Raw genomic sequence first — 24,213 nt, 5'->3', positions numbered from 1 at the left:
AAAAACATCCTCCCTTAAATTTCGGAGGATGTTTTTTTGGCTACTGGCCAAGCTTTGGGAAGGTAATTTCAAATTTTGTCCCTTTTTCCAGCTCACTGTCAACCTTAATAGTGCCTGAATGCTTTTCTATAATCCACTTAGCAATAGACAAGCCTAATCCAGTGCCTTCCATATCTGTCCTTGATTGCTCCACTTGATAAAACCGGTTGAAGACTTTTGGTATATCTTGTTTTGGGATGCCAATTCCGTTATCTTTCACCTCTAATTCAACAGTGTGAGTTTTAGCTGTGGCATTTATAGCAATCGTGCCTCCCTCACCTGTGAATTTCATGCTGTTATCCACTAGGATGACAAGCAGTTGGTGAATACGTTCCTTGTCACCGATCAGCTTGATAGGTGACCTTGTATCAGTATAAATTCTTTTTCCTTGAAACTCTGCGATATCGGCATACTGGTCAATCACTTCCTGGATGAGGAGATTCAAGGCAAATTCTTGCTTCGATATTTCCATTTGATTTGAGTCGCTTCTGGCAAGTGTCAGCAAATTTGTGACGAGCTTGTTCAATCGTCGTGTTTCCTTTGAAATGACTGAAATATCTATAGCCTTTTCTTGAATGGTGGCATCAGGCTCTTGGAAGAGCAGGTCTGTTCTTGTTTGGATGACTGCTAAAGGTGTTCTCAGCTCATGGGAGGCATCTGATACGAATTGCTGCTGAGATTCCCATGATTTTTGAATCGGTACAAGAGCTCTTCCAGCAAGGAAATAACCAGCCATTATGGCGAAGATGCTTCCTGCCAGCACACCTACTGTCATAATAATAATCAATCGGTTCAGCATTGATTTTTCTGGATCAATGCTGCGGATAAATTGAATTATTTCCTTTGATCCATCCTCCATTGTTACTTTAACAGCAATCGTGTTATAACTGTAGCCGCTGACTGTCTGCTTCTCTACAATCTTATCGTATTGCTCTGGATAGAAATTCTCGAATTCACTCGCATAATTCATGATGTCTTGGGAAATAACATCAATTTCCTTATCGTCTGTCCACTTAATAACAGAGATTTGCCGGGGCGGCTCTTGCATTGGTCCCCTTCCATCTCTTTGTTCAAAATGGCTGATCGTTTCCGCCGTTTCTTCCAAGGACTGATTAATATCCTTATATATTTGCTTTTCGGTATAATGATAAATCATCACACCGAGGACTACCATTAATAAGATAAATACAAGCGAGTTAAGGAAGGTTAGTTTAATTCTTGTTTTCTGGAACATTATTTATCCCCTTATACTCTTTTTAAAATATAGCCAACACCTCGGACTGTTTGAATATCTTTATGATAGGCGAATTCTTCTAATTTTTTACGCAGTTGGTGGATGAACACTTCCACAATTGCAATCGTCGTATCAGAATCGAATCCCCATATCCGATCAAATATTTGTTCCTTCGTGAGGATTTTCCCAGTATTTTGAATTAAATACTCAAGCAGCTCATATTGTTTGACTGTTAACTTGATTGGCATTCCTTTAACAAGCACATCATTTTCCTTGCCTGTCAGCACGATTTCTTCATACTTAAGCCCTTCATCAATATCTAATGCCCCGCTCCTTCTCAAGAGAGCCTTGATTCTTGCTTCAAGCTCAGGAGCCTGGAAAGGCTTTACTAAATAATCGTCGCCGCCAAATTCCAGCCCTTTTACCCGATCCTCAAGTGAATCCTTTGCTGTTAAGAATAAAACAGGTGTATTGACTTTTTCTTTACGCAAGGTTTGAACAATGTCAAAACCGTTAATATAAGGAAGCATGACATCGAGCACGATCAAATCATAGATATTTTGCTGTGCATAAAACAAGCCGTCTTCTCCATTATCTGCTGTATCAACAGAATACTCCTTCTCCAATATCCCCTTTATGGATTCTAATAAAGGTTTATTATCCTCCACAACTAGTATCTTCATTGTTTCAATCTCCTTTGGCTTTTAAATCTGACAATTGCTTGATTCATTAGCATTATTAAAACATAAGCCTCTATATAAATAAATACTCTCACGAATGTTTTTGTGCCAGCTTGAAAGAGAAGCGATTCGCATCTGCGGACCGCTTCTTTTCTACCATACTATTTTTGTTGATACTCGTACAAGGTTTGCCCCATGCCTCTCATATTAGATAAATCAGTAGCAGAGCTGTCAGTAGTGCTAGTATCAGATGAATACTCGCTGCTAGGTACCTCAACACAGTTTTCTTGAATCCACTCTGTCACTTCACTATTGCCGCCCATTCCTTGACCAGATACTAAGAAATACTTGATTTCTCCTGCTTCAGCCATCTCCTCCAGCTCATCTACTGTCGGTGCCGGATCTGATCCGCCAAAGCCGCCCATTGCCATTACTGCATAGTCTGTGTTCAGCATAATAGAATATGCCGATTGGGCTCTTTGTACTGCCAAGAAGAATTTTTCGCCATTGTAATTGTCTTCAAGATACGACATTAAGCCAGAATCGATACTGTCCATATCGCCACCGCCGCCTGGTCCGCCTGTAAAACCACTGCTGGCATTATTCTCAGAAGCTCCCGGGAAACCAGTTGGAGCCTCATTAGAATCACTTGGCATTTCATTTGGAATGGAACCTTGCTCCATATTACCACCATCGAAGGCACGCATGCCTCCACCTCCGCCGCCTGGTCCGCCCATTCCACTTGTCGGACCTGCAGTTGGTGTAGATTCATTGCCAGTCTTTGTAATCGTTATAGCAGTCCAATAAATCGGCAGTACTAATAATGCCAATATGCTGATAACTGCTATTGTCTCCTTTATGGATGCACTTGATTTGCCTGCTATTAACAGCATAAACAGTACAACCCCTAAAATAATAGCAACCCACATCCATACAATGGATACAGAAGAGCTGTTCTGATAGACAATCAGCGCTTCAAAGAAGAAAGTAATTAATATTCCAACAGGCAGCAGCCAGCTCTCCCAGCCATTCTCTTCTTTATAAAAGTTCCATAATGTCGTAAAACCGATACCGACAAGTGCGGCAATTGCAGGCCCCATCATACTTAAATAATAATGATGGTAAAATAGCGCGATGCTGAAGAAAACAAACATAGGTGCTAGCCAGAAAAACCAAAATGCTGCAAAATGGTGCTGTATTGTATACTTTCTCGTCTTTAAGAAAGACAAGACTAAACCAATAATGGCAAAGACCACGAATGGCAGCAGCCAGCTAATTTGTCCAGACAGCTCGCTTTGGAATAATCGCAGCGGGCCTGCTTCACCAGTGTTAAACATGCCAGATTGGCTGGAGCTGCCTCCATCTCCTTGCTGTCCACCATTAGGCATAGTAGTAGGAGCTTCCTCACTAGTATTGCTGGAATCTGAAGTACTAGTACTAGTTTCATCAGTCGAAGTCTGAGTCTGCGGTGCTTGAGCATTCCCTCCGCCTCCCATGCCAGAATCTTGACCAGTTAATCTTGATAAGCCATTATAGCCAAAAGCAAGCTCTAGTACAGAGTTCGTTTCACTTCCGCCCATATACGGCCTTTCACTTTTTGGGGTCAAATCAACTGCAAGTGCCCATGACAAGGAGATAACAACTAGCAAAACAGTGGATGCTGCTAAGTGCATCAGCTTTTTCCAGATTTTCAATTCTCTCGTTGCAAAGAAATAATAGAAAGCAAATGCCGGCAACACCATATATGCCTGCAGCATTTTCACATTAAAGCCGACGCCCACAAGAGCAAAGCTTAATAATAGCCAGCCAAGCTTCTGCTTTTCGACTGCTTTCATCAATGCCCATGCTGCTATCATCAGTGTAACAATCAAGATACTGTCTACATTATTAGTTCTGACAACTGCTACAAAAATTGGCGAGCAAGCTAAAACCAAACTGGCAATCAGTGCTGCCGGTCTGCCGAATTTCGGCTTAATCATGATATATAACAACCAGACAGAAACGACACCAGCAAGTGCCTCTGGCAAAAGAAGCACAAAGTCATTGAAGCCGAAGATCTTAGCAAAAATCGCTTGAATCCATAAAGCTACTGGAGGTTTATCAACGGTTATAAATCCAGCAGGATCAAAGGAAACAAAGAAAAAGTTATGGAAGCTAGTCAACATGCTTTTCACAGCTACAGAATAATACGAATTCGTGCCAGCATTCTGCAAATTATAGAAATTTAAACCGGCCGAAAACAGCAATATAGCTATTAAAAGGATGTCGACTCTTCCTTTAGTCCAATTTTTCATATCTTACTCCATTCTTATAATAATTTTTTTATAAATTAATTTGTGTTTGCCTTCGTAAAAACGAGCATCTTCGTTCCAATAAAGTTGAAGACTGTTCCTATCGCTGTTACTAAAAATTTGCTCAACAGCAAATTTAAGCCCTGCTTTGTATATAAAAAATCGAGCAATATCAATGTTAACGATAATGTGGCAGCATTGACCGCAAGGAAACGAATAAACTCCTTCATGCTTGCCTTATCTTTTTGTTTAAATGTCCATGTTCTGTTTACAAAGTAACTGTTTAATAGTCCACATGAATAGGAAAGTATTTGCGATAGAAGATAATTTGCTCCAACGCTAGTCAAAAGCGCATAAACAACAAAGTCAATGATTGTATTTAACGAACCAACAATTCCGAACTTTAAAAAAACAAGCCACTTCCTAGTCATTTCATCACATATGATTTCGCCGCTGATTCATGCTGGTAAATGTCTTTCACAATATAAAGCGGTCTGTCTTTTGCTTCGTCATAAATACGGCCGATATATTCACCGATTACACCAAGCATCATAAGCGTAATTCCACTAAAGAATAGCTGAATGACAATAATAGAAGACCAGCCAGTAACAGTAGTTGTTGTAAACAGTTTTTGATAAAGCACAATCAGCATGTAAACAAATCCAATCACCGACAAGGAAGCACCTAAATAATTGGCCAGCTTTAATGGTTTATAAGAGAAAGACGTTATTCCGTCCAAAGATAATTTAAGCATTCTTTTTAAAGGATATTTTGTTTCACCAGCAAATCTCTCATCTCTTTCATATTCAACAGCACTCTGTTTAAAGCCAACCCAACTGACAAGCCCTCTGACAAAGCGGTTTTTTTCATGAATATTCTTCATTTGATTACACACCTTGCGGTCAATTAATCGGAAATCTCCTGTATCAATCGGTATTTCAATTTCTGTCATTGCCCTTAATGTCCTGTAAAAGGCCGAGGCTGTCTGTTTCTTAAAAAAGGTCTCTCCTTTTCTGGCAGTACGCTTCGCATAGACGACATCATAGCCTTCTTTCCATTTTTGAATCATTTCTAGAATAAGCTCAGGAGGATCCTGAAGATCTGCATCAATTATGACAATAGCATCTCCTAACGCATAATCCATTCCAGCAGTTATGGCGATTTGGTGGCCGAAGTTTCTGGAGAAATCAACGATTTTAATCCTGTTGTCCTGCTCACTTAAATTCAATAATATTTCTACAGACCGGTCTCTGCTTCCGTCATTGATAAACAATAGCTCATAATTTCCATCTGCATTCTTCATCACTGTCTTAATCCGCTCATACGTATGTTCAATGACTTCCTCCTCATTAAACACGGGAATTACAATCGAATATTTTACTTTCTCGTTCGTCATGAAAATCACTCATCCTTTCTAGTAGCTCGTGACGTTTCGTTCGTCACTTCCGAATGGAATAGCCTGATTTTAGCGAACAATTCTTAATTAATCCTTAACTTATTAACAATATTTAGAAATACAAAAAAGGCTCTATGCATGCTGTTTTGCATGCATAGAGCCTTACTTTTCTAAATAACCTCAGGTAAGATAAAATAATTTCTTAATTTACTGTCGACATGTGCTTGCCAATGGTCTAAAGAAACACCAAGCTCATTAAGGAGCTTATAAGCATTCACCCATGCGCTCATTTCTGCGTTTACTCTGTACGACCAATCATTTAACCATTTATCATAATCTAAATCGCCATTCACATAATCCATTACATGGCCAATCTCGTGTGCAAGTGCATATGTATTCTCCAATGTAATTAAGAATGGAACTGTAATATACATATTAGCATTAAAGCTGATTTTCTTGTCCGCGTCATAAACGACCTTACAGCCGAGCTGTTCTGCCTTCGAAACTACTTCCATGAATTTATCTATTGTAATCATGTATTTAATCATATCCCCTTTTTTGTAAGCTATCTAAAAACGTATATGTCTATATTATCGGTTTTATAAGTGCTGATTAGTATTACCAAATTTTTCCTCGGCAAAAAATCCGACAAAAATGTTTATATGAAGTGAAATCGGCTATATAACCAATGTACAATTTAATAACTAAAATTTCTAAGGAGTGATAATCATGGCAAACAACAACAAAATGAGTCGAGAAGAAGCAGGTAAAAAAGGTGGACAAGCAACTTCTAAAAATCACGATAAGGAATTTTACCAAGAAATTGGACAAAAAGGCGGAGAAGCCACTTCCAAGAATCATGATAAGGAATTCTATCAAGAAATCGGGAAAAAAGGCGGAGAAGCTACTTCTGATAATCATGATAAAGAATTCTATCAAGAAATCGGGAAAAAAGGCGGAGAAGCTACTTCCGATAATCATGATAAAGAATTCTATCAAGAAATCGGCAAAAAAGGCGGAGAAGCCACTTCCGAAAATCATGATAAAGAATTTTACCAAGAAATTGGCCGTAAAGGCGGCAACTCCACTAACAATAACAACAACTAATATTAAAAGTATATCAAATTTAAAAAGAAGAAGAAACCCAAATGCCCAATCGCATTTGGGTTTCTTCTTTATACGGGATAAACCGTTTTATGATCTGCAGTTACTTGCACTTTGTCGGAATCTACTATTTTGATGCTGGCATCTGAAGAATAATACCAAGTTTTTTCGTTTTTTCCAACGATAAATAAATTTAATTCCTCTTTGAAGGCAATCAAGTTCTCAAGCTCTTCTTTATTTGCAGCTGCCGTAATGACCCAGTTATCCCCTTGGGGCAGAACCGAGTAATCCTCTGTCTGCAGAAACAGCCTGCTGCCAATAGCATGTCTGATCATCAGCATCTTATTCACCTCCCGGCAAATCAATCAGCATAAAGAAACAGTCTTTTGAAGCTGCTAACTGTAACTCAGAAACATCCGTGATACGGGCTGATTCTTGTTTTCCAAGCAGATGTTCATTGTTAAGAAGAACTCTGCCTTCTATCACATACACAAGAATTCTCCTGCCATCTTCCTGGCTGAACTCAAGACTTTTCCCCTGCTCAAGCTTTGATAAATAAATCGTCGCATCTTGATGAATCATCGCCACACCTTCACTTGCTGTTGGAGCAACTACTGGCAATAAGTTATTAGATAATTTACTCACATCATATATTACATCTTCATAGGAAGGAGGCAGCTGTTTCGTCTCAGGAAAGAACCAAAGCTGCAGAAATCTGCCTGGTTCTGTTGTGGATGGATTCACTTCAGAATGAAGAATTCCTGTTCCAGCCGTCATGCGCTGCACCTGTCCAAATTCGATAACTCCACTGTTTCCTAAGCTGTCCTCATGTTTCAATTGTCCATCAATGGCGATAGAAACAACCTCAGCCTCTCTGTGCGGATGGATACCGAACCCTTTATCCGGCTGAATGGTATCATCATTTAATACACGCATAGGGCCAAAATTAACATTCTCCGGGTCGTAATAATTACCAAAGGAAAAGCTGAAATGACTTTCTACCCAGTCATTGCTTGCAGAATGACCATCTGCTTTCGTAAATATTTTAATCATCCTTAACACCTCTTTATTTTATTGTGTTAAACCAAGCAGCTGCAGCATCAACTTCTGTTCGCGTCAATTGATGGCCATAATTCTCCCAATGAACCGTAACATTTGCTCCTGCTCCTTCTAAAAGAGTTGTCAGTTCCTCTGATTCACTTCGAGGGCAGATTGGGTCATTTGTGCCCGCTGAAATAAAGACAGGCACATCAGTAAGTTCAGGCAATGCGATACCTCTTAACGGCACCATCGGGTGATGCAAAATCGCTCCCTTCAAGCCTTTGGCGTAATGAAACAAAATGCTTGCTGCGATATTTGCACCATTTGAATAACCTATTGCAATAATATTGCGACGATCAAAGCCGTACTGTTCTGCGCTGCTGTCTAAAAAGTCATGCAGCTCCTCTGTACGCTCCTTTAGGTCTTCAATATCAAAAACGCCTTCAGCTAGTCGGCGGAAGAACCGAGGCATTCCGTTCTCCAACACATTCCCTCGTACACTGAGCACAGATGATTGTGGACTAATCAGCTCTGCCAGTGGCAATAAATCATTCTCCGTTCCTCCAGTTCCATGCAATAGTAATAAGGTTGGCAACTGTTCATTTGTTCCTTTTTTAAAAATATGCTTCATCTTCGTCTCCTAGTCATGAGGCTTAATAAGCCCTGCTTTATTTTGGTCTGTTGATTGTAAACATTTCACCCAGCTTGCTATAATCATTTCCCGCAAGCCTGCTGACAGGCTTTAAAAGCTTCGGATCGATTCTTCCATTTTCATATAATTGATTTTCAATATGGAAGCAAACAGCACGGCCCAGTATTAAATCGCAAGTAGGTATCCCATTATCATCCTTAATCTCTACAATTCCCTCTAATTTACACTCAATCCGGACTTTCGCTTCCTTAATTCCAGGCACTGAAATAACAGAACTTTCAGCAACCGACAGTCCAGCAAGTTCTATCTCACTTTCGTCCGGCGGAAGATTTGCAGCAGTTTCATTAATTGCTGCAATATTATCCTCGTCACAAACATGGATGACAAATTCGCTGTACTCCTTAATATTTTTAGCTGTATCTTTTTCATTACCGCCATTTCTTTGAACTGCAACAGATAAGATTGGCGGATTGGAAGATACGATATTAAAGAAGCTGAACGGTGCACCATTAATAACACCACCGCTTCCTTTAGAAGTAACAAACGCGATTGGTCTCGGAATAATGCTGCCGATAAAGAACTTATACACCTCTTTCGCAGAAAGCGTGCTTGGATCAATTGTTAACATGCTATTCCTCCATTCATGGCAAACTTCGCCGGTAAAATTTTTATACAAGCTATTTTATCTTGAATTCGAGATAATCATACTATTATTAATTACTGTCTGTCAAGAATGAGTCCTTGCTTCTAGTAAAAATAAAGAAAATTACTCTATTTTTTCCTATTATAGTTTGCTATCATTAATTTGTATAATTTTTACTCTGTTTCCATTAGAAAAACTACTCATTTAGACCTAATTTAATAACTTTTACCTATTACAATTAAACTATATTTTAGATAAAATAAGGTATAATCTTAGAGTCTAGCAAATTAGCTTCTATTGTAAAAAGAGAGAGGGAAATAGTGTGGGAATAGTAAATGAAGGAGAGTTCATCGAGACAGTACTTTTTAAAGGCTTACGGATTTCATTACTAGCAGCCGGTGACGGTACTGAAGTTATTCACCATAAACTGCTGTCTGGTTCAAGCTGGGCAATGGGACCTGAAGAGGGCTGGGACGGATTGGAGTATGTTTTTGTTATTTCCGGCAAGTTAGTGTATCAAAGAGATGATGAATCTTTAGAGCTTAAAGCTGGACAATCGTTTTATGAGAGTCCTATTAAAGAATACACACTTTTTTATGCTGAGGAAGATACAGAGTTTATCTATGTTACAAGCCAGCCCGTTTTTCATAATTATAGTCAATTCTCCAAGGATTTAATGGAATTAGCTATTTCTATTGAAGAAAAAGATGGGTACACAAATGATCATTGCTACAGAATAAAGACTTATGCAATGCTTGTTGGTGAAGCGCTCAATCTAAATACAAAACAAACAGCACTCCTAAACCTCGGTTCCTTCTTCCACGATCTTGGAAAGGTCAAAGTTCCTTTAAATATATTACAGAAGCCAAGTAAACTTACTGATGATGAGTGGGAAATTATGAAGCTGCATACGACATACGGGCGTGAATTATTAGAAGAAACAAAAATTCCCTTTTTAAGTGAAATTGGAAAAATTGTGGAGCAGCATCATGAACGATATGACGGTAAGGGCTATCCGAAAGGTTTAAAGGGTGACGAGATTTCGATTGAAGCCGCAATAATTGCAGTTGTCGATTCCTTCGATGCTATGACAACAGATAGGGTCTATAAAAAGGGGAAATCGAAGGAGGAAGCCTTCGATGAAATTCTTAGAAACAGAGGTACAATGTATCATCCACAAGTGGTTGATGCTTTTATAGCATTAAAAGATAAAATATCAGAATTATGATAAGAGGGAGAGTCTAAATGAAAAAACTAGTTTGGAGCTTATTGGCTGTCATTTTAATCGTTTCCTTGCAAGTAAAGCCTGCAGAAGCAGCTTATTTGCCAGAATACGATAAATATGTAGAAGTAACCTACGATCAAGCAAGACAAATCGCTGATTTATTAGGGATGAAGAACATTCCCCTTGGTGAACAAACAGCAAAGCTTTCTTTTGATGTACAGGAAAAAATAATTGCTAAAATTGAAAAAATTACTGGTACAGAATTTGATCATTATTATATTTGGCTGACTGTTGACGGAAAGCCAGTACTTGGTATTGATCCTCCGATACCTCTTATCTAATCAACAAAAAGGACTTCGGAAACCCCGAAGCCCTTTTTTATTTATTTCTAAACAAAATGATAAATTAGCTTAACCCATCCAAAAAAGGAAATCCACAGTGGTACGCTCAATAAGATGCCCCATTTCAATCCATTAAAAAAATTCGCTTGTTCTTCCATGCCATCCACCCCTTATCAGTAAGTGAGACCAGAGTTAATGATTAGCTTATATCCATTATATACGAAAACGCTTTCATTATGTCTGTATTTATTATTAATATGACCCATTTTTTTATTAAATAAACATCTTTACCTACTTGAAACTTGTAATGGTGCTTCTTACCAAATATATCGTCCTAGCGATTTCTGTTATTTATAGGACTATATACTTATTATTTAAAAACTTTTATTTTTTCTATTCTTTTAAATGAGGGGTCTGAATTAATAACTAATATTTTTTATTTTTTAATGGTTTGTTCATTATTTATTCATAATTACCAAGTAGAATAAATTTATGTTAAGAGTTTCCCCTCTTAAAATATATTTTTTTGGTCCGGCTATTTAAGCCGGATCTTTTTTTGTTTGCAGACAAGAAAAAAACGAACATCGTTAACATGTTCGTTTCTCTATAGAGTCATTTCGTTGCTTCAATTGTTGTATATGAAAAACTGCTGAAGTCGAATAAGCCTTTATCTGTTAATTTCAATGTAGGAATGACAGATAATGATAGGAAGGATAATGTCAGGAATGGATTAAAGTTGCTTGATCCTCCTAATTGCTTCACTTGTTCATTAAGTGTGTTTATTTGGTCATACAGTGTTTCATAGCTTTGGTCTGAGATAAGGCCAGCTATCGGCAATGGCAAGGCTGCGATTAATTGTCCTTCTGCTACTGCTGTTATGCCTCCATTAATATTTTTCAACTCTTCTATCGCAAGCTGGATATCTTCATCATTTGTTCCAACTGCGACAATATTGTGAGAATCATGGGATATGGTTGTTGCAATCGCTCCTTTTTTGAAACCAAATCCCTTTACAATGCCCCGCCCAATATTGCCAGTCCGATGATGTCTCTCCACAACAACCAGTTTTAGCAAATCCTGCTCGACAGATGGCTGAAAAATACCATTTTCCACACTAACCTTTTCTATCAAATGCTCTGTTACAATGCTGTTAGGAATAATGCCAATAACATTGCAAATATCTGATTGGAGCGGCAATTGTAGCTCACTAGTATTAAATGGAGCATAATTCAAGCCAGGCAGGCTGGTATCTTCATAGCCCTGTTTCTTAAACTGCTCTGTTTTCAGCTTGCCGTTTTCCACAATACACTTGCCTTCTTTATATACATGCTCTATCGTAAGCTCCTCCAGGCTGTCTACAATCAGGAAGTCTGCCTTATAGCCTGGTGACACTGCACCGATTCTATCTTGCTTATAACATTCAGCCGTATTAATCGTAGCCATTTGAATGGCTGTGATTGGGTCCAGTCCTTCTTTTATTGCTAAACGAATACAATGGTCAACACTGCCCTCATGCAAAAGATCGTCAATCAGCTTATCATCTGTTACAAAAAGACATCTGCGTGCATTTCTTTCTGTCACAACAGGCAGCAATGCTTTTAAGTCTTTAGCAACTGTTCCTTCCCTAATCATTAAATAAAGACCTAAATCCAGTCTGTCTTTCCCTTCCTGCTCTGTTGTAGCTTCATGATCATTGCGAATTCCTGCAGCACTGTAAACATTTAGGCTCTCACGCTCAATGCCGGCAGCATGGCCATCTATTACCCCGTTATTCTCTTTTGTCAGAATAAGCTTTTTGACCATATCTGCACTGGTGTTTTGGACAGACGGAAAGTCCATTACCTCTGCTAGGCCTAAAACACGCTCATGTTTAAAAAAAGGAGCCAGATCATCAGCGTACAGTGCTGCACCATTACTGTCATTCGGCACGGCTGGCACACAGGAGGGCAGCATGACACGAATATCAAGTGGCAATCCTTCCGACTGGTCAAGCATGTATTGAATTCCCTTTGTCCCGGCAACATTCGCTATTTCATGTGGGTCAGTTATCGCTGTTGTAACACCATGGAGCATGAGGACCTTTGCAAATTCCTGCGGTGCGAGCATGCTGCTTTCAATATGAACATGACCGTCTATCAGTCCAGGAATGATGAATTTTCCTTTTGCATCTATTGTTTGCTTTCCTTCATACTGGCCTATCCCGGCAATAGTATCATCAGATACGGCTAGATCACCCTTCATCAGTTCTCCAGTAAACACATTGACTATAGATGCATGCTTAATAACTAAGTCTGCCTTTTCCCGTTTTGCTGCAATTCTCAATCTTTTTTCAAATTTGCTGCTCATGTGCATTTTCCCCCTTATTTCATTTTTGTAGTTTCACTTTGCTAAATTTTTGCAAATGCTTTTGTACGTTAAGTTCCATAATTAAAATGATTTACGGGAAATATATAGAAATCGTATGGAAGAGTAAATGCACGAAGATTTAGTTCCAATCAAGCAAATGGAGAATTGGCATTTCATGCCTTTTTGAAATTATTTTTACTATTGTATTATAGTTCGCAACAAGATTCAATTTCTTTTTGAAGTGCCCCTGCACAAAAATATAATTTCATATTGTTATATTTTTTAACATTTTACGATTCATATAAAATAAATTATGGTATTATATTTACGAAAAGATAATAATAAAGGTTTTTTCAATTACATAGTGTCTAATTACGAAAGGAGAAATAAAGATGATCTATAAAGAACTCATCATCGCGATGGGCCGGTCTGGATTATTAGGATTTGGAGGTGGTCCTTCTGTTATACCGCTTATTCGCTATGAAGCAGTAAATAAATTTAAGTGGCTTGATAATGAAGAGTTTGGGGAAATATTGGCGATTGCTAATACTTTGCCTGGACCAATCGCTACAAAAATGGCCGCCTATTTAGGCTACCGCCAAAAAGGTATTTCAGGAGCTATCGTTTCTGTGCTCGCCCATATTCTGCCGACATGCCTGGCAATGGTTGTGCTAATTTCCTTTATTAACGTTGTCAGCCATTCTGCTGTCATCACAAGCATGGTGTCTGCTGTTATTCCTGTTATTGCAGTAATGCTTGGCATGATGGCCTATGAGTTTGCAGAAAAAGCAGTCAAAGGCTTAGGTATCTATGTTGGTGCAGCACTAACACTGTTATGTCTGTTCCTGCTTCAATACATTTCCCTTCACCCAGCTATTGTTGTATTAATCTTCTTGATTTACGGAGCATTTCATTTCAATCTTAAAGATCGTATTCTACATAAAAAAGAAAGAGGCATGTAAACATGGTATTAATCAGCATCTTTTTAAGCTTTTTGTTATCAAATATATTTGGATATGGCGGCGGTCCTGCCTCTATTCCACTCATGTATGAAGAGATTGTTAACCGGTACAATTGGCTGTCAAATGCGGAGTTTTCCAATATGCTCGCACTTGGAAACGCCCTGCCTGGTCCAATCGCTACAAAAATTGCTGCTTATGTCGGGTTTGGCATCGGTGGCTGGTGGGGCTTTATTGCTGCACTGGCAGCGACGGTCATTCCATCTGCTGCAGCGCTCATTTTCCTTGCCAATGTGATGAGCAAGCACCGCGATTCGAAAATAGTGAAAGGGATGACACTGTTGGTTCAGCCTGTTATTGCCGCATTGATGATAATCCTTACTTTTGAAATGCTGCAAGACTCCTATATTTCATTAGGCTGGATTCAAACAGCAGCAATCGCTGTAATCGCATTTGCCTTACTGCAAAAATTCAAAGTTCACCCAGCTTTTGTAATCATTCTTGCCTTCCTTTATGGTGGTCTTGTTGTTCCACATCTAAACAGTTAAAAGGAGAAAGGAACATATTTTATGACAAATGGACATGATCTTGCACCTAGCAAACTAGATCAGATTGATCATTTAATCTTGTCTTTATTGCATGATAACGGCAGGATTTCCTACACCGATATCGGCAAAGAAGTCGGGATCTCAAGGGTAGCTGTACAGATGCGGATTAATGCAATGATCGAAAATGGCATTATTGAAAAGTTCACGGCTGTAATAAATCCAGAAAAAATCGGCAAAACAGTTTCTGCTTTCTTCAATATTGATGTAGAACCGAAGCATCTCGAAGAAGTAGCCAAACTATTAGCAGACAATGCTGCTGTAGGCAGTCTCTATCATATGACTGGCCCCAGTAAACTGCATATGCACGGATTATTTGCTGATAATCAGGAAATGGAGCTATTCCTTACAGACAAGCTATATGCTATCGAAGGTGTCGTCAGCGTAGATTGCCAAATATTAATTAAAAGATACAAGAGCAGAATGGGAATGAAGCTGTAGCTTGCAGATTATCTCCATACAAAAAAGCAGGGATACATTCTCCCTGCTTTTATTTTTTTTCCTCATTTAAATTAAGAAAATCCCAAACCTCAGCCCAGCTATGAACCCTGTCATAAGAAAGATCTTTATTGTATGATTGATCTTTTACTAACAAGTGAACTCCTGTTTGTGCCAGTGTGTTTAGCACCGCTGGCTTATCATCCATATAGAAATCAAGGTTCAGGCTTGAAATAACATCGATTTTTTCATGATCAGCCATACCGCAGAAGAACTGCTCATCCTTAACTGGAAAGCCTTTAGTCTTCATCCATTCCTTCGTCCGTTCTGCAAATTCCTTATTACGTGCGGTAATATAATACACTTCATGTCCGCTATTTGTCAGCCTTTGCAGAAATTCAACTGCATTCGGATATGGCGGACAATCTGTGAAATAAATTTCTTCGCTTAAAGTGGTCCACATGTTCTTCCCTTCATCAGCATTAAGGCCAAAGGGCTCATGTATTTCCACGGTCTTCAGTGCATGAAAATAATCGAGATGCACTTCCTTTTGCAGTTTCTTATTATATAAATGAAAGGCATGCTCTCTTAAATTTATTAATGTATCATCAATGTCAAAACCGAACTTCATCTATTGCATCCTTCCAATTAATTACTAACGCCAATTGCCGTTGCTTTTGGAAAATGATCCTTAAAAGTAGATTCTCTGTAAAGCTGTTCTGCTTGGACTTTTTCTACCTCTGTTTTCCGAATTGCTTCGTAGGTCTCTAATAGCGCTGGTGATTCGTGATAGAGTAAAATTTGTTTCAGCACTTCTGCAAGTTTTTCTGCATCCTTTAAGGAACTGTTGAGTCCAAATGCGCCGGTTGGGCTCATTGTGTGGGCTGCATCGCCTAAGAGCACTACATTATTATTGATCCACGTGCTGCTTTTAGAGCTTTCCACCTTCAACAGGACAAAATCCTTCCATGCCTTAATATGAGTGCGGACAGTTTCCTCCAACTCAGGAAAAGCAGACAGAAGATTGTCGATAAAGTGCTCAAATGATCCTTTCCGGATTTTTGAGAAGCTTCCCTCCTCAATATTCCAGCCGATCTGAATATAACCTCCAAATTGGGTAAACAGAGCAACCTGACTGCCGTTAACAAGAGCCATTTTAATCGTTGGCTCCCAGCCAGATGGAGCCGGAATTTTTGCCCACAGCAAATCATAACCATGCTTGATCGCTTCAACAGGAAAGCTCCCCTGCTTTCTTATCGTTGAAAACCTGCCGTCAGCACCGACAATTATCTTGCTGTTCACTTTTGTTTCTATGCCATTAATCCAGGCGACGACGCCTGAATACTCTCCTGTTTCAGTCTGAATGAGCTCTTTCACAACACTGTCCATTTCCAGCCTGAAGGCAGCCTCTTTCGATGATTCCTCCAACAGCAGCTTCAATAAATGCTTTTGCGGAACATGAATGCCAGTATGGCCTGTTTCTGAATGGGGAAGTATTCTTTTAACCACTTTGCCGTCTGCAATATAATCAACATGAGTCATGCAGAGTATGCCTTTTTCCTTCAGCTTAGCAAAAAGACCTGCGTCTATGAGGACTTGTTCTCCTTCCTCATTTAAATGCTCTCCACGAAATTCTTTATCTACATCATGATGCCGCTCCAGCAGGATTGTGGAAACCCCGGCCTTGCTAAGCAAATAAGCAAGCATTGCACCGCCGGGACCTGCACCAACAATACAAACTTCTGCATTCAGAACTGTCATTTCCCCATCCTCTTCCCTTAAACTTTAGCAGGATATGCGTAGACTTTTAAGTCTTCGCCTACCTTCTCCACTGTTTCAAACCTTAGCTGAACAGCTTCATCTATCGTATCTACATCCTCGCCTCTAAATGGTGTAAAAGAAGATTTTCCACCTAAGATTTTCGGCGCAATATAAACAATGTATTTTTGAATAAGTCTCTCTCTCATAAAGCTGGCATTTACTTCACTGCCGCCTTCGAGCAGAATATCTGTTACTCCTGCTTCATACAGCCTTTTCAATGCAGCTTGAAGGTCCATTTTCCCGTTTGTATATGGAACTTGAATAATTTGAACGCCCTTCTGTTTTAAACCTTCAGCCTTCTTGTCATCCTCGGCAAGACCAGTCAAAATAATCGTTTGTGCCTCAGAGCAATCTGCCACATTTGCATCGAGCGGTGTTCGCAGCTTGCTATCCAAAATAATCCTGATTGGATTTTTAGATGGTTGGTCTAATCGAGTCGTTAATTTCGGATTATCTGCTAATACTGTACCTACTCCAACTAGGATAGCATCTACCTCATTGCGAAGGTAATGCACTTCCTTCCGAGCCTCTTCCCCTGTAATCCATTGGCTGTGCCCTGTATAGGCAGCGATTTTTCCGTCTAAAGTCATCGCAACCTTTGATACAACAAATGGAGTTTGAGTAATCATATTATGCATAAAACGCTCATTGAGTTTTTTTGCTTCTTCCTCAAGCACACCAACTTCTACTTCGATCCCCGCTTCTTTTATGATGCCAATCCCCTTACCAGCAACATGAGGATTCGGATCTTGAGCTGCCACTACAACTCTTTTCACTCCAGAATCTTTGACTAAATTCGCACATGGCGGTGTTTTTCCATAGTGGGAGCAAGGCTCCAGCGTAACATATAGTGTAGCCCCTTTAGCATGTTCTCCTGCCATATTAAATGCATGTACCTCTGCATGCGGTTCTCCAGCCTTTCTGTGCAAACCGGAGCCTACTATGACGCCATCCTTCACTAATACCGCACCAACTACTGGGTTTGGATTTGTTTTTCCCTTCGCTGTTTCTGCAAGGTCCAATGCCATTTTCATAAAATCATGATCATTTCTCATCATCGTTTACTCCTCAAATTGTCACAATCTCTTCTTGCAATGGTATATGTCCAGATTTCTGCACTTTCGTGTCCAAATACTTCTCGTTGAACGCTGATCTGTCTCCCCATAACGGAACATTCTCACTTGCAGTTAATCCAATCTTCTTCAATGCTTCCAGCTTTTTAGGATTGTTCGTAATTAGTTTAACAGGCTTTGTGCGCAATGCTTGCAGGACACTGATCGGCTCTTCATAGCTTCTTGTGTCATCAGCAAAATCAAGAGCATGGTTTGCCTCTACTGTATCCAATCCTTCCTGCTGCAGCAAATAAGCTAATGACTTTGTGAACAGACCAATTCCTCTGCCTTCATGGTTGGCAAGGTAAAAGAGGGCACCACTGCCGTGTTCAACAATCATCTTCATTGACTGATGCAGCTGGAATCCGCAGTCACAGCGCTTGCTACCGAAAATATCACCTGTATGACAAATGCTGTGCATGCGGATAAGCGTATCTTCTGTCTGCTCAAAATCGCCGTATACTAAAACCGATGATTGCTGCAAGTCTGCAAGATGCATCGAAGGCAAGCTGTTTAACAGCTCCTCTTTTGACTGCTGCTCTTCTATTGGCAGCCATGTGTACCATTGGAAAGTTACAACTTGATCTTCAAGCTGAACAGGCAGCTTGACTGGCCCGACAAGGCATATTTTTTTATCTTCCTTAAACGGAATCATTTTCATTTTATCTTGAAGAAGATCAATCACTTCTTTTTTCATATTTAAGTCTCCTTTAAATTTCATCTATCTTAATTTGTTCCATTCAAATATTTTTATCAAACCACTTACTATATGTAAGTAAGTATATATATATAAGAAAATAGCGTCAAGTAATTAATTTACCAATTTTTCTTTAGCATTACCTTACATGAGCAATAAGTGATAATTATTATCATATCGGAAGATAGGTATTTGTACAAATAACTAATTTTACTGGTTCCCAAGACAAATTATTAGCTTTTTTTTTACATATTTTAAGTTGTGTGGTTTAATAGTAAAATCTCTATAAGAGTTTATTTCGCTAAAAAATAACTATTTTCAACTCTTCCTTATAAAAAAATAGGAGGCGCTTCCATTGAAAGAGAAAGAAAAAAAGATCATAGACTCTGCGCTGAAACTTTTCGCGCAAAAAGGATATTCCTCCACTTCCATTCAAGAAATAGCAAATGATTGCGGAATATCTAAAGGTGCTTTCTATATATATTTCAAGTCAAAGGATTCTTTATTATTTGCCATTCTTGATTATTATTACAAGGAATTAGTACAGCTTTTTGACAGCATTAGGCTAGAAGACATCACCGCAAAAGAAAAGCTGGTCGAACAGACAGCAGCTTTTTTTGAACATGCTTTGAAGCATAAGGATTTCATTATTATGCAAACCCGTGAGCAGGCGATTCCCCTTAATGATTCCATCAAGCATTTAATTATGCAGATGCAAACAGATATCAGAGAGTTTTCTCTAGCATATCTGCTCGAATTATATGGAGAAAAAACGAGCCGCTTTCATTTAGATTTGCAAATCATGTACGAAGGGTTGCTGCAGTCCTTCTTAAGACTTCTTCTTCATGATCAGATTGACAGGAATGCTAAAGATGTTTCAGAATATTTATGGAGAAGAATGGACTCCATTGCAGCAGGTATTATGGAAGAGAAGCCAATATTCACTGAAGCGAATCTTTACAAATTAATGCATAAGCCAAAAATCGATTTTATGGCAGATGCTACAGAAAAATCACTGGATATCCTTAATCAAATTCGCAAGCTTACAGAAAGCTATCCTAACAAGGAAACGATTGAAGTTACCCTTGATGTTCTAGAGTCAGAAATCAAAACAGATGCCCCAAGAAGTCCAATTATTCAAGGAATGCTTTCCAATCTTGAAGGACATGAAGAATTGCAGGACTGGATTGAAAAAATTAAAAGGCATTATCAAATAACCTCACATAAGTGAACATATAAAAATCTTTCATTTCATTATGAAAGGTTTTTTATATGTCCATAATGGTTTTATACACATGATGATGAGGTGAAATATATTGCCGAATACCGTACTAACCGCTTTTCTGCGCCTGCCTATCAGTGTGAGGATTTTGTCAATCGCAGCAAGTATTATCCTATTTTTTGGATTAATCATCACCATAGTGGAGCCAAAAACCTTTCCGACTTTTTTTGAGGGGGTTTGGTGGGCTATTATCACAGCCTCCACTGTTGGTTATGGTGATTACGCTCCAAGCACCATTGTAGGAAGAATTGCCGGCATGCTGCTCATATTGACTGGTGCAGGGTTTTTATCGACTTATTTAGTAACTTTGGCAACAGCAGCAGTCGCCAGACAAAATGCCTTTATAGAAGGGAAATCAACTTTCAGAGGACAGAGTCATATCGTGATTATCGGCTGGAATGAGCGTTCGAAGGCATTGATTAATACGATCATCAAGGATGGGAAGAGATCACTCCTCACTCTTATTGATGAATCGCTCCCAAAAAACCCGCTGCCAGAATCGCTTCATTTTATCCAAGGCAATCCAAATATTGATGAAACACTCCTGCGGGCAAATATCTCACAGGCTAACAAGGTAATCATCACCTCTGACCAAAGCAAAGATGAAATGAACGCCGATATGAATTCGATTTTGACACTGCTTGCAATAAAAGGACTGAATCCAGAGGTTCCTTGCATCATTGAGATATTGACTGCTGAGCAAGTGACTAATGCACACAGAGCAGGTGCAGATGAGATTATTCAAACCAATCGCCTGTCGAGCTTTGTCATGCACAGCAGTCTCAATTCGCAAGAAACAATGATTGCCTTTCTCGATTTACTGGGGAACTTCAAGGACAAGAGATTGCAAATTGTTTCTTTGGGCGAACGGAAAAACGACGAGCAGCTGAATTTTGCTGCCCTCAGTTCGTATCTTCTTTTAGAGGACAAACTCTTGTTAGGAGTTAAAAGAGGCAGCCAATCCTACATTAAACCTGGTGCCTCCTTTATAGTAGAAGAAAAGGATGAGCTGATCTTGATTGCCGGCTCATAAATGCATGAAAAAACAGCGCTTGCCATATTTAGCGCTGTTTTTTTGTTTATTAATATTAGTTGTTTAAATAGGTTTTACATGCTTCCATACATTGCAAGCAAACTTCAGCACAATACTGACAATGCTTATGGTCATGTTTTTGGCATTCCTGTGCACAATCCTCACAAACTTGCATACAGATTTTAGCAAGTTCTTTAGCATATGGAGATTGACGGATAATAGCCTGTTCTAGATATCCACAGAATTCCAAGCATTCTCGGTCTGTTCGTATGCAGTCTATCATCATGCTTGATTTATCTTCAGCGAGACATTCATTCAGGCAATGATTGCAGACTATCATACATTCTTGCAATGCCCTTACTAATGTTTGTTCTTGTTCTACTAGCATAGTATCCCTCCTTAACACTTATGTAACCTAGTAGTTATTTATCCTTAAATCTCCTCCTAAAAACATGAAATGATAGATTTATAAAATGAGAAAGGGCAATCCATTTCGGATTGCCCTTTTTTACTCTTATTTCAAACGGCTTTCAAGTTCCGCTTTTTTCTCTTCAAAACCTGGTTTACCAAGCAATGCAAACATGTTAACTTTATAAGCTTCTACTCCCGGCTGATCGAATGGATTTACACCAAGAAGGTATCCGCTGATAGCGCAAGCTTTCTCGAAGAAATACACTAAGTAACCGAAAGTATATTCATCCATTTCAGGAATTGTCACAATCAGATTCGGCACACCGCCGTCTGTATGTGCAAGAAGCGTACCTTCAAATGCTTTGTTGTTTACGAAGTCAACTGTTTTGCCAGCAAGATAGTTCAAGCCGTCAAGATCGTTTTCTTCTGCTTCAATTGTTAATTCATGACGAGGCTTGTCCACTTTAACAACTGTTTCGAAAATATCGCGACGTCCTTCTTGAACATATTGCCCTAATGAGTGCAAGTCAGTTGAGAAGTTAGCGGAAGATGGATAAATACCTTTTTGGTCTTTTCCTTCGCTCTCGCCGAAAAGCTGCTTCCACCATTCAGAGAAGTATTGAAGTCCTGGCTCATAGTTGATAAGCATTTCGATTGTTTTGCCTTTATTGTAAAGCACGTTGCGAACTGCAGCATATTGGTATGCAGCATTTTCACTAAGTTCAGATGAGCTGAAGTCTTCACGAGCAGCTGCTGCACCTTTCATCATTGCTTCAATGTCTGCACCGCTTACAGCGATTGGAAGCAAGCCTACTGCTGTAAGAACAGAGTAACGACCGCCGACATCATCAGGAATAACAAAAGTTTCAAAGCCTTCTTCAGTAGCAAGTGTTTTTAGTGCACCGCGCGCTTTATCAGTTGTTGCATAAATTCTTGATTTAGCTTCTTCTGCTCCGTATTTTTGTTCCAAAAGCTTGCGGAAAATACGGAATGCGATAGCAGGCTCTGTTGTTGTGCCTGATTTAGAGATAACATTGATTGAGAAATCTTTGTCACCTAAGAAATCGATAACATCGCTCATATATGTTGAGCTGATGTCTTTACCGATAAAGATGATTTGCGGAGTTTTTCTTTTATCCTTAGACAAAGCATTGTGGAAGCTGTGGTTCAGCATCTCGATTGCTGCACGTGCTCCAAGATAAGATCCGCCGATTCCGATAACAAGCAATACTTCAGAATCGTTTTGGATTTTTTGTGATGCTTTTAAGATACGGGAAAATTCTTCTTTATCGTAATCAACAGGAAGATCAATCCAGCCTAAAAAGTCGCTTCCAGCTCCTGTTTTTTCATGTAGGGAATGATGAGCCACTTTAACTGCATCAGATAGGTATGTAATTTCATGTTCTCCAAAAAAGCTTAATGCCTTTGAGTAATCAAAACGAACGTGTGTCATGAATGATCCTCCATTATATTTATTTTTGTATCCTCTTTCACTTTATCGAAAGTGTCCAAACTAATCAAGAATGAGATTGTTTTGAAAGCGGATACAACTTGAGTTTTTTTCGGTTATTCTTCTTTTAGTCACTATTACCTACTAAGTCCCAACTATTAACATAGCTGGGACTTAGTAATTTTTTTATAATAAGCTCTGCTTACAAGGAAGCTTTGTAAATGGAGCGAACATCATCCGCCTTCAATAAATTGAAGCGTCCGAATTCTCCTCTTGCCATTGCTCTGTCCACCATCAGCTCAAGCTTGCTGTCATCAATATCATAGTCTGCCAGCCTTGAAGGTGCTCCGATGCTGTTCCAGAATTCTCTAAGCTTCTCAATGCCTTCCAATCCAGCTTCTTCATCTGTTTTACCTTCTGGATCAACCCCAAATACCCGAACAGCAAGCTGCTTGAATCTTGAAGGTTTTACACTTAAGTTATGCTTCATCCAGTTAGGGAATAGAATAGCAAGTCCCCCTCCGTGCGGAATGTCATAAACTGCTGATACAGCATGCTCAATATTGTGAGTTGCCCAGTCTCCCTGGTAGCCCATGTTAAGCATTCCGTTTAATGCCATTGTACCGGAGTACAGGATTGTGGAACGATATTCATAATTCTCTAAGTCGTTAACAAGTTTTGGACCTGTTTCCATTACTGTCTTAAGCAAGGACTCACACATATAGTCTTGGAATTGTGTATTTTCTTCCAAATGGAAATAATGCTCAAGTACATGAGACATCATGTCTACAATTCCATAAATTGTCTGATTTTTAGGTACTGTGTATGTATTCTCTGGATCGAGGATAGAGAAAACAGGGAATGTAAGCGGGCTTCCCCAGCCGTATTTTTCTTGCGTTTCCCAATTAGTAATAACAGAGCCTGAATTCATTTCAGAGCCTGTAGCTGCTAATGTTAATACAGTTCCAAATGGTACAGCATCACTTGGTATTGCTTTTCTTGTTACGATATCCCAAGGATCACCGTCATATTTTGCTCCGACAGAAATTGCTTTCGTGCAATCGATGACACTTCCTCCACCTACTGCTAAAAGGAAATCAATTCCCTCTGTCTTACAGATATCCACACCTCTTTGAACTGTAGTTAAGCGAGGGTTGGGTTCAACTCCTGAAAGTTCAAACACTTCTTTATTATTTTCTTTTAAAAGCTCAATAACTTGATCGTATAAACCGCTGCGTTTAATACTACCTCCACCATATACAAGAAGGACTTTATTTCCGTATGGAGCCAGTTGATCTGCAAGCTGGGATAGTTGGCCTTTCCCAAAGATCAGTTTTGTCGGGTTATAGAATGTAAAATTATTCATGTTCCCTTTTCCTCCTATTATAAATATTAATGCTCCTTTTGCTTCCC

The 24,213-nt window shown here is 39.2% G+C and carries 26 protein-coding genes; 8 read left to right on the top strand and 18 right to left on the bottom strand.

Annotated elements, in window-relative coordinates:
* Window positions 1-40: 40 nt before the first annotated feature.
* From ACLIJJ_RS20260 to ACLIJJ_RS20235, 6 genes are all read right to left on the bottom strand, one after another.
* The gene (locus ACLIJJ_RS20260; protein WP_233316434.1) at window positions 41-1,273 is read right to left on the bottom strand and encodes a sensor histidine kinase; all 1,233 of its coding nucleotides are present in this window, start codon (window positions 1,271-1,273) and stop codon (window positions 41-43) included.
* An 11-nt stretch (window positions 1,274-1,284) separates the two neighbouring features.
* Complete coding sequence (locus tag ACLIJJ_RS20255) at window positions 1,285-1,956, bottom strand: response regulator transcription factor (RefSeq protein ID WP_233316435.1); 672 nt, start codon at window positions 1,954-1,956, stop codon at window positions 1,285-1,287.
* 158 nt (window positions 1,957-2,114) lie between these two features.
* Complete coding sequence (locus tag ACLIJJ_RS20250) at window positions 2,115-4,247, bottom strand: glycosyltransferase family 39 protein (RefSeq protein WP_411228861.1); 2,133 nt, start codon at window positions 4,245-4,247, stop codon at window positions 2,115-2,117.
* Window positions 4,248-4,282: 35 nt separating this feature from the next.
* Window positions 4,283-4,675: a GtrA family protein gene (locus tag ACLIJJ_RS20245; RefSeq protein ID WP_341078287.1), complete on the bottom strand. Its 393-nt coding sequence runs from the start codon at window positions 4,673-4,675 to the stop codon at window positions 4,283-4,285.
* Window positions 4,672-5,640 (bottom strand): glycosyltransferase family 2 protein, encoded by a 969-nt coding sequence (locus ACLIJJ_RS20240; RefSeq protein ID WP_237941832.1) that lies wholly within the window; start codon window positions 5,638-5,640, stop codon window positions 4,672-4,674. The genes ACLIJJ_RS20245 and ACLIJJ_RS20240 overlap by 4 nt, the downstream gene beginning before the upstream one ends.
* A 170-nt stretch (window positions 5,641-5,810) precedes the next feature.
* The gene (locus ACLIJJ_RS20235; RefSeq protein ID WP_233316439.1) at window positions 5,811-6,176 is read right to left on the bottom strand and encodes a type III secretion system effector protein; all 366 of its coding nucleotides are present in this window, start codon (window positions 6,174-6,176) and stop codon (window positions 5,811-5,813) included.
* Window positions 6,177-6,369: 193 nt separating this feature from the next.
* Between ACLIJJ_RS20235 and gsiB the strand changes: the two genes are divergently transcribed.
* Window positions 6,370-6,747 (top strand): KGG domain-containing protein, encoded by a 378-nt coding sequence (gene gsiB / locus ACLIJJ_RS20230; protein ID WP_237941833.1) that lies wholly within the window; start codon window positions 6,370-6,372, stop codon window positions 6,745-6,747.
* Between the two features lie 68 nt (window positions 6,748-6,815).
* On the opposite strand, the gene ACLIJJ_RS20225 is transcribed toward gsiB, so the two are convergent.
* From ACLIJJ_RS20225 to ACLIJJ_RS20210, 4 genes are read right to left on the bottom strand one after another with little or no spacing between them, the layout of a single operon-like run.
* Window positions 6,816-7,085 carry a hypothetical protein gene (locus tag ACLIJJ_RS20225; protein ID WP_233316441.1) on the bottom strand — a complete coding sequence of 90 codons (270 nt, stop codon included), beginning with the start codon at window positions 7,083-7,085 and terminating at the stop codon, window positions 6,816-6,818.
* A gap of 1 nt (window position 7,086) precedes the next feature.
* Entirely contained in the window at window positions 7,087-7,797 is a 711-nt protein-coding gene (locus ACLIJJ_RS20220) for a pirin family protein (RefSeq protein ID WP_233316442.1), read from the bottom strand.
* A 13-nt stretch (window positions 7,798-7,810) separates the two neighbouring features.
* Window positions 7,811-8,416, bottom strand: a complete 606-nt coding sequence (locus ACLIJJ_RS20215) for an alpha/beta hydrolase (RefSeq protein ID WP_233316443.1) — start codon at window positions 8,414-8,416, stop codon at window positions 7,811-7,813.
* A 37-nt stretch (window positions 8,417-8,453) separates the two neighbouring features.
* Complete coding sequence (locus ACLIJJ_RS20210) at window positions 8,454-9,065, bottom strand: flavin reductase family protein (protein WP_411228860.1); 612 nt, start codon at window positions 9,063-9,065, stop codon at window positions 8,454-8,456.
* A 337-nt stretch (window positions 9,066-9,402) separates the two neighbouring features.
* On the opposite strand from ACLIJJ_RS20210, the gene ACLIJJ_RS20205 reads away from it, so the two are divergent.
* Window positions 9,403-10,308, top strand: coding sequence for an HD domain-containing phosphohydrolase (locus ACLIJJ_RS20205; RefSeq protein WP_411411514.1), 906 nt, complete (start codon window positions 9,403-9,405; stop codon window positions 10,306-10,308).
* A gap of 17 nt (window positions 10,309-10,325) precedes the next feature.
* Window positions 10,326-10,646 carry an 8-amino-7-oxononanoate synthase gene (locus ACLIJJ_RS20200; protein WP_411228858.1) on the top strand — a complete coding sequence of 107 codons (321 nt, stop codon included), beginning with the start codon at window positions 10,326-10,328 and terminating at the stop codon, window positions 10,644-10,646.
* A gap of 612 nt (window positions 10,647-11,258) precedes the next feature.
* Here ACLIJJ_RS20200 and ade read toward each other — a convergent pair.
* Complete coding sequence (ade, locus tag ACLIJJ_RS20195; RefSeq protein ID WP_411228857.1) at window positions 11,259-12,992, bottom strand: adenine deaminase; 1,734 nt, start codon at window positions 12,990-12,992, stop codon at window positions 11,259-11,261.
* A gap of 392 nt (window positions 12,993-13,384) precedes the next feature.
* Here ade and chrB point away from each other — a divergent pair, with 392 nt between their 5' ends.
* The 3 genes from chrB to chrS are packed head-to-tail and all read left to right on the top strand — an operon-like array spanning window position 13,385 to window position 14,997.
* Window positions 13,385-13,954: a chromate efflux transporter ChrB gene (gene chrB / locus ACLIJJ_RS20190; protein WP_233316448.1), complete on the top strand. Its 570-nt coding sequence runs from the start codon at window positions 13,385-13,387 to the stop codon at window positions 13,952-13,954.
* 2 nt (window positions 13,955-13,956) lie between these two features.
* Entirely contained in the window at window positions 13,957-14,499 is a 543-nt protein-coding gene (chrA, locus tag ACLIJJ_RS20185) for a chromate efflux transporter ChrA (RefSeq protein WP_233316449.1), read from the top strand.
* 21 nt (window positions 14,500-14,520) lie between these two features.
* Window positions 14,521-14,997, top strand: a complete 477-nt coding sequence (chrS, locus tag ACLIJJ_RS20180) for a chromate efflux transcriptional regulator ChrS (RefSeq protein ID WP_233316450.1) — start codon at window positions 14,521-14,523, stop codon at window positions 14,995-14,997.
* Window positions 14,998-15,046: 49 nt separating this feature from the next.
* On the opposite strand, the gene ACLIJJ_RS20175 is transcribed toward chrS, so the two are convergent.
* Genes ACLIJJ_RS20175 through ACLIJJ_RS20160 form a run of 4 tightly spaced genes read right to left on the bottom strand, consistent with a single transcriptional unit; the run spans window position 15,047 to window position 18,624 of the window.
* Entirely contained in the window at window positions 15,047-15,625 is a 579-nt protein-coding gene (locus ACLIJJ_RS20175; protein ID WP_251644696.1) for a 5' nucleotidase, NT5C type, read from the bottom strand.
* 17 nt (window positions 15,626-15,642) lie between these two features.
* On the bottom strand, window positions 15,643-16,755 hold the full coding sequence (locus tag ACLIJJ_RS20170; RefSeq protein ID WP_411411513.1) for an FAD-dependent monooxygenase: 1,113 nt from the start codon (window positions 16,753-16,755) through the stop codon (window positions 15,643-15,645).
* Window positions 16,756-16,772: 17 nt separating this feature from the next.
* The gene (ribD, locus tag ACLIJJ_RS20165; protein ID WP_233316622.1) at window positions 16,773-17,870 is read right to left on the bottom strand and encodes a bifunctional diaminohydroxyphosphoribosylaminopyrimidine deaminase/5-amino-6-(5-phosphoribosylamino)uracil reductase RibD; all 1,098 of its coding nucleotides are present in this window, start codon (window positions 17,868-17,870) and stop codon (window positions 16,773-16,775) included.
* Window positions 17,871-17,883: 13 nt separating this feature from the next.
* Window positions 17,884-18,624 carry a GTP cyclohydrolase II gene (locus tag ACLIJJ_RS20160; RefSeq protein WP_233316453.1) on the bottom strand — a complete coding sequence of 247 codons (741 nt, stop codon included), beginning with the start codon at window positions 18,622-18,624 and terminating at the stop codon, window positions 17,884-17,886.
* 355 nt (window positions 18,625-18,979) lie between these two features.
* On the opposite strand from ACLIJJ_RS20160, the gene ACLIJJ_RS20155 reads away from it, so the two are divergent.
* Together ACLIJJ_RS20155 and ACLIJJ_RS20150 are read left to right on the top strand one after the other, a co-directional pair.
* On the top strand, window positions 18,980-19,855 hold the full coding sequence (locus tag ACLIJJ_RS20155) for a TetR/AcrR family transcriptional regulator (protein WP_233316454.1): 876 nt from the start codon (window positions 18,980-18,982) through the stop codon (window positions 19,853-19,855).
* 85 nt (window positions 19,856-19,940) lie between these two features.
* Window positions 19,941-20,939, top strand: coding sequence for an ion channel (locus tag ACLIJJ_RS20150; RefSeq protein ID WP_411411512.1), 999 nt, complete (start codon window positions 19,941-19,943; stop codon window positions 20,937-20,939).
* Window positions 20,940-20,994: 55 nt separating this feature from the next.
* On the opposite strand, the gene ACLIJJ_RS20145 is transcribed toward ACLIJJ_RS20150, so the two are convergent.
* From ACLIJJ_RS20145 to ACLIJJ_RS20135, 3 genes are all read right to left on the bottom strand, one after another.
* Entirely contained in the window at window positions 20,995-21,327 is a 333-nt protein-coding gene (locus ACLIJJ_RS20145) for a four-helix bundle copper-binding protein (RefSeq protein ID WP_233316456.1), read from the bottom strand.
* A 126-nt stretch (window positions 21,328-21,453) separates the two neighbouring features.
* Window positions 21,454-22,803 carry a glucose-6-phosphate isomerase gene (locus ACLIJJ_RS20140; RefSeq protein ID WP_233316457.1) on the bottom strand — a complete coding sequence of 450 codons (1,350 nt, stop codon included), beginning with the start codon at window positions 22,801-22,803 and terminating at the stop codon, window positions 21,454-21,456.
* Window positions 22,804-23,002: 199 nt separating this feature from the next.
* Window positions 23,003-24,166, bottom strand: a complete 1,164-nt coding sequence (locus tag ACLIJJ_RS20135; RefSeq protein ID WP_237941841.1) for an iron-containing alcohol dehydrogenase — start codon at window positions 24,164-24,166, stop codon at window positions 23,003-23,005.
* Between the last annotated feature and the right edge of the window lie 47 nt (window positions 24,167-24,213).

It is taken from the genome of Niallia laureatilytica (genome assembly GCF_046613985.1).
In the GTDB taxonomy this organism is placed as follows: domain Bacteria; phylum Bacillota; class Bacilli; order Bacillales; family Cytobacillaceae; genus Niallia.
Note: the sequence above shows the minus strand (reverse complement) of the source record. Positions and strands in the feature narration are given on the sequence as shown.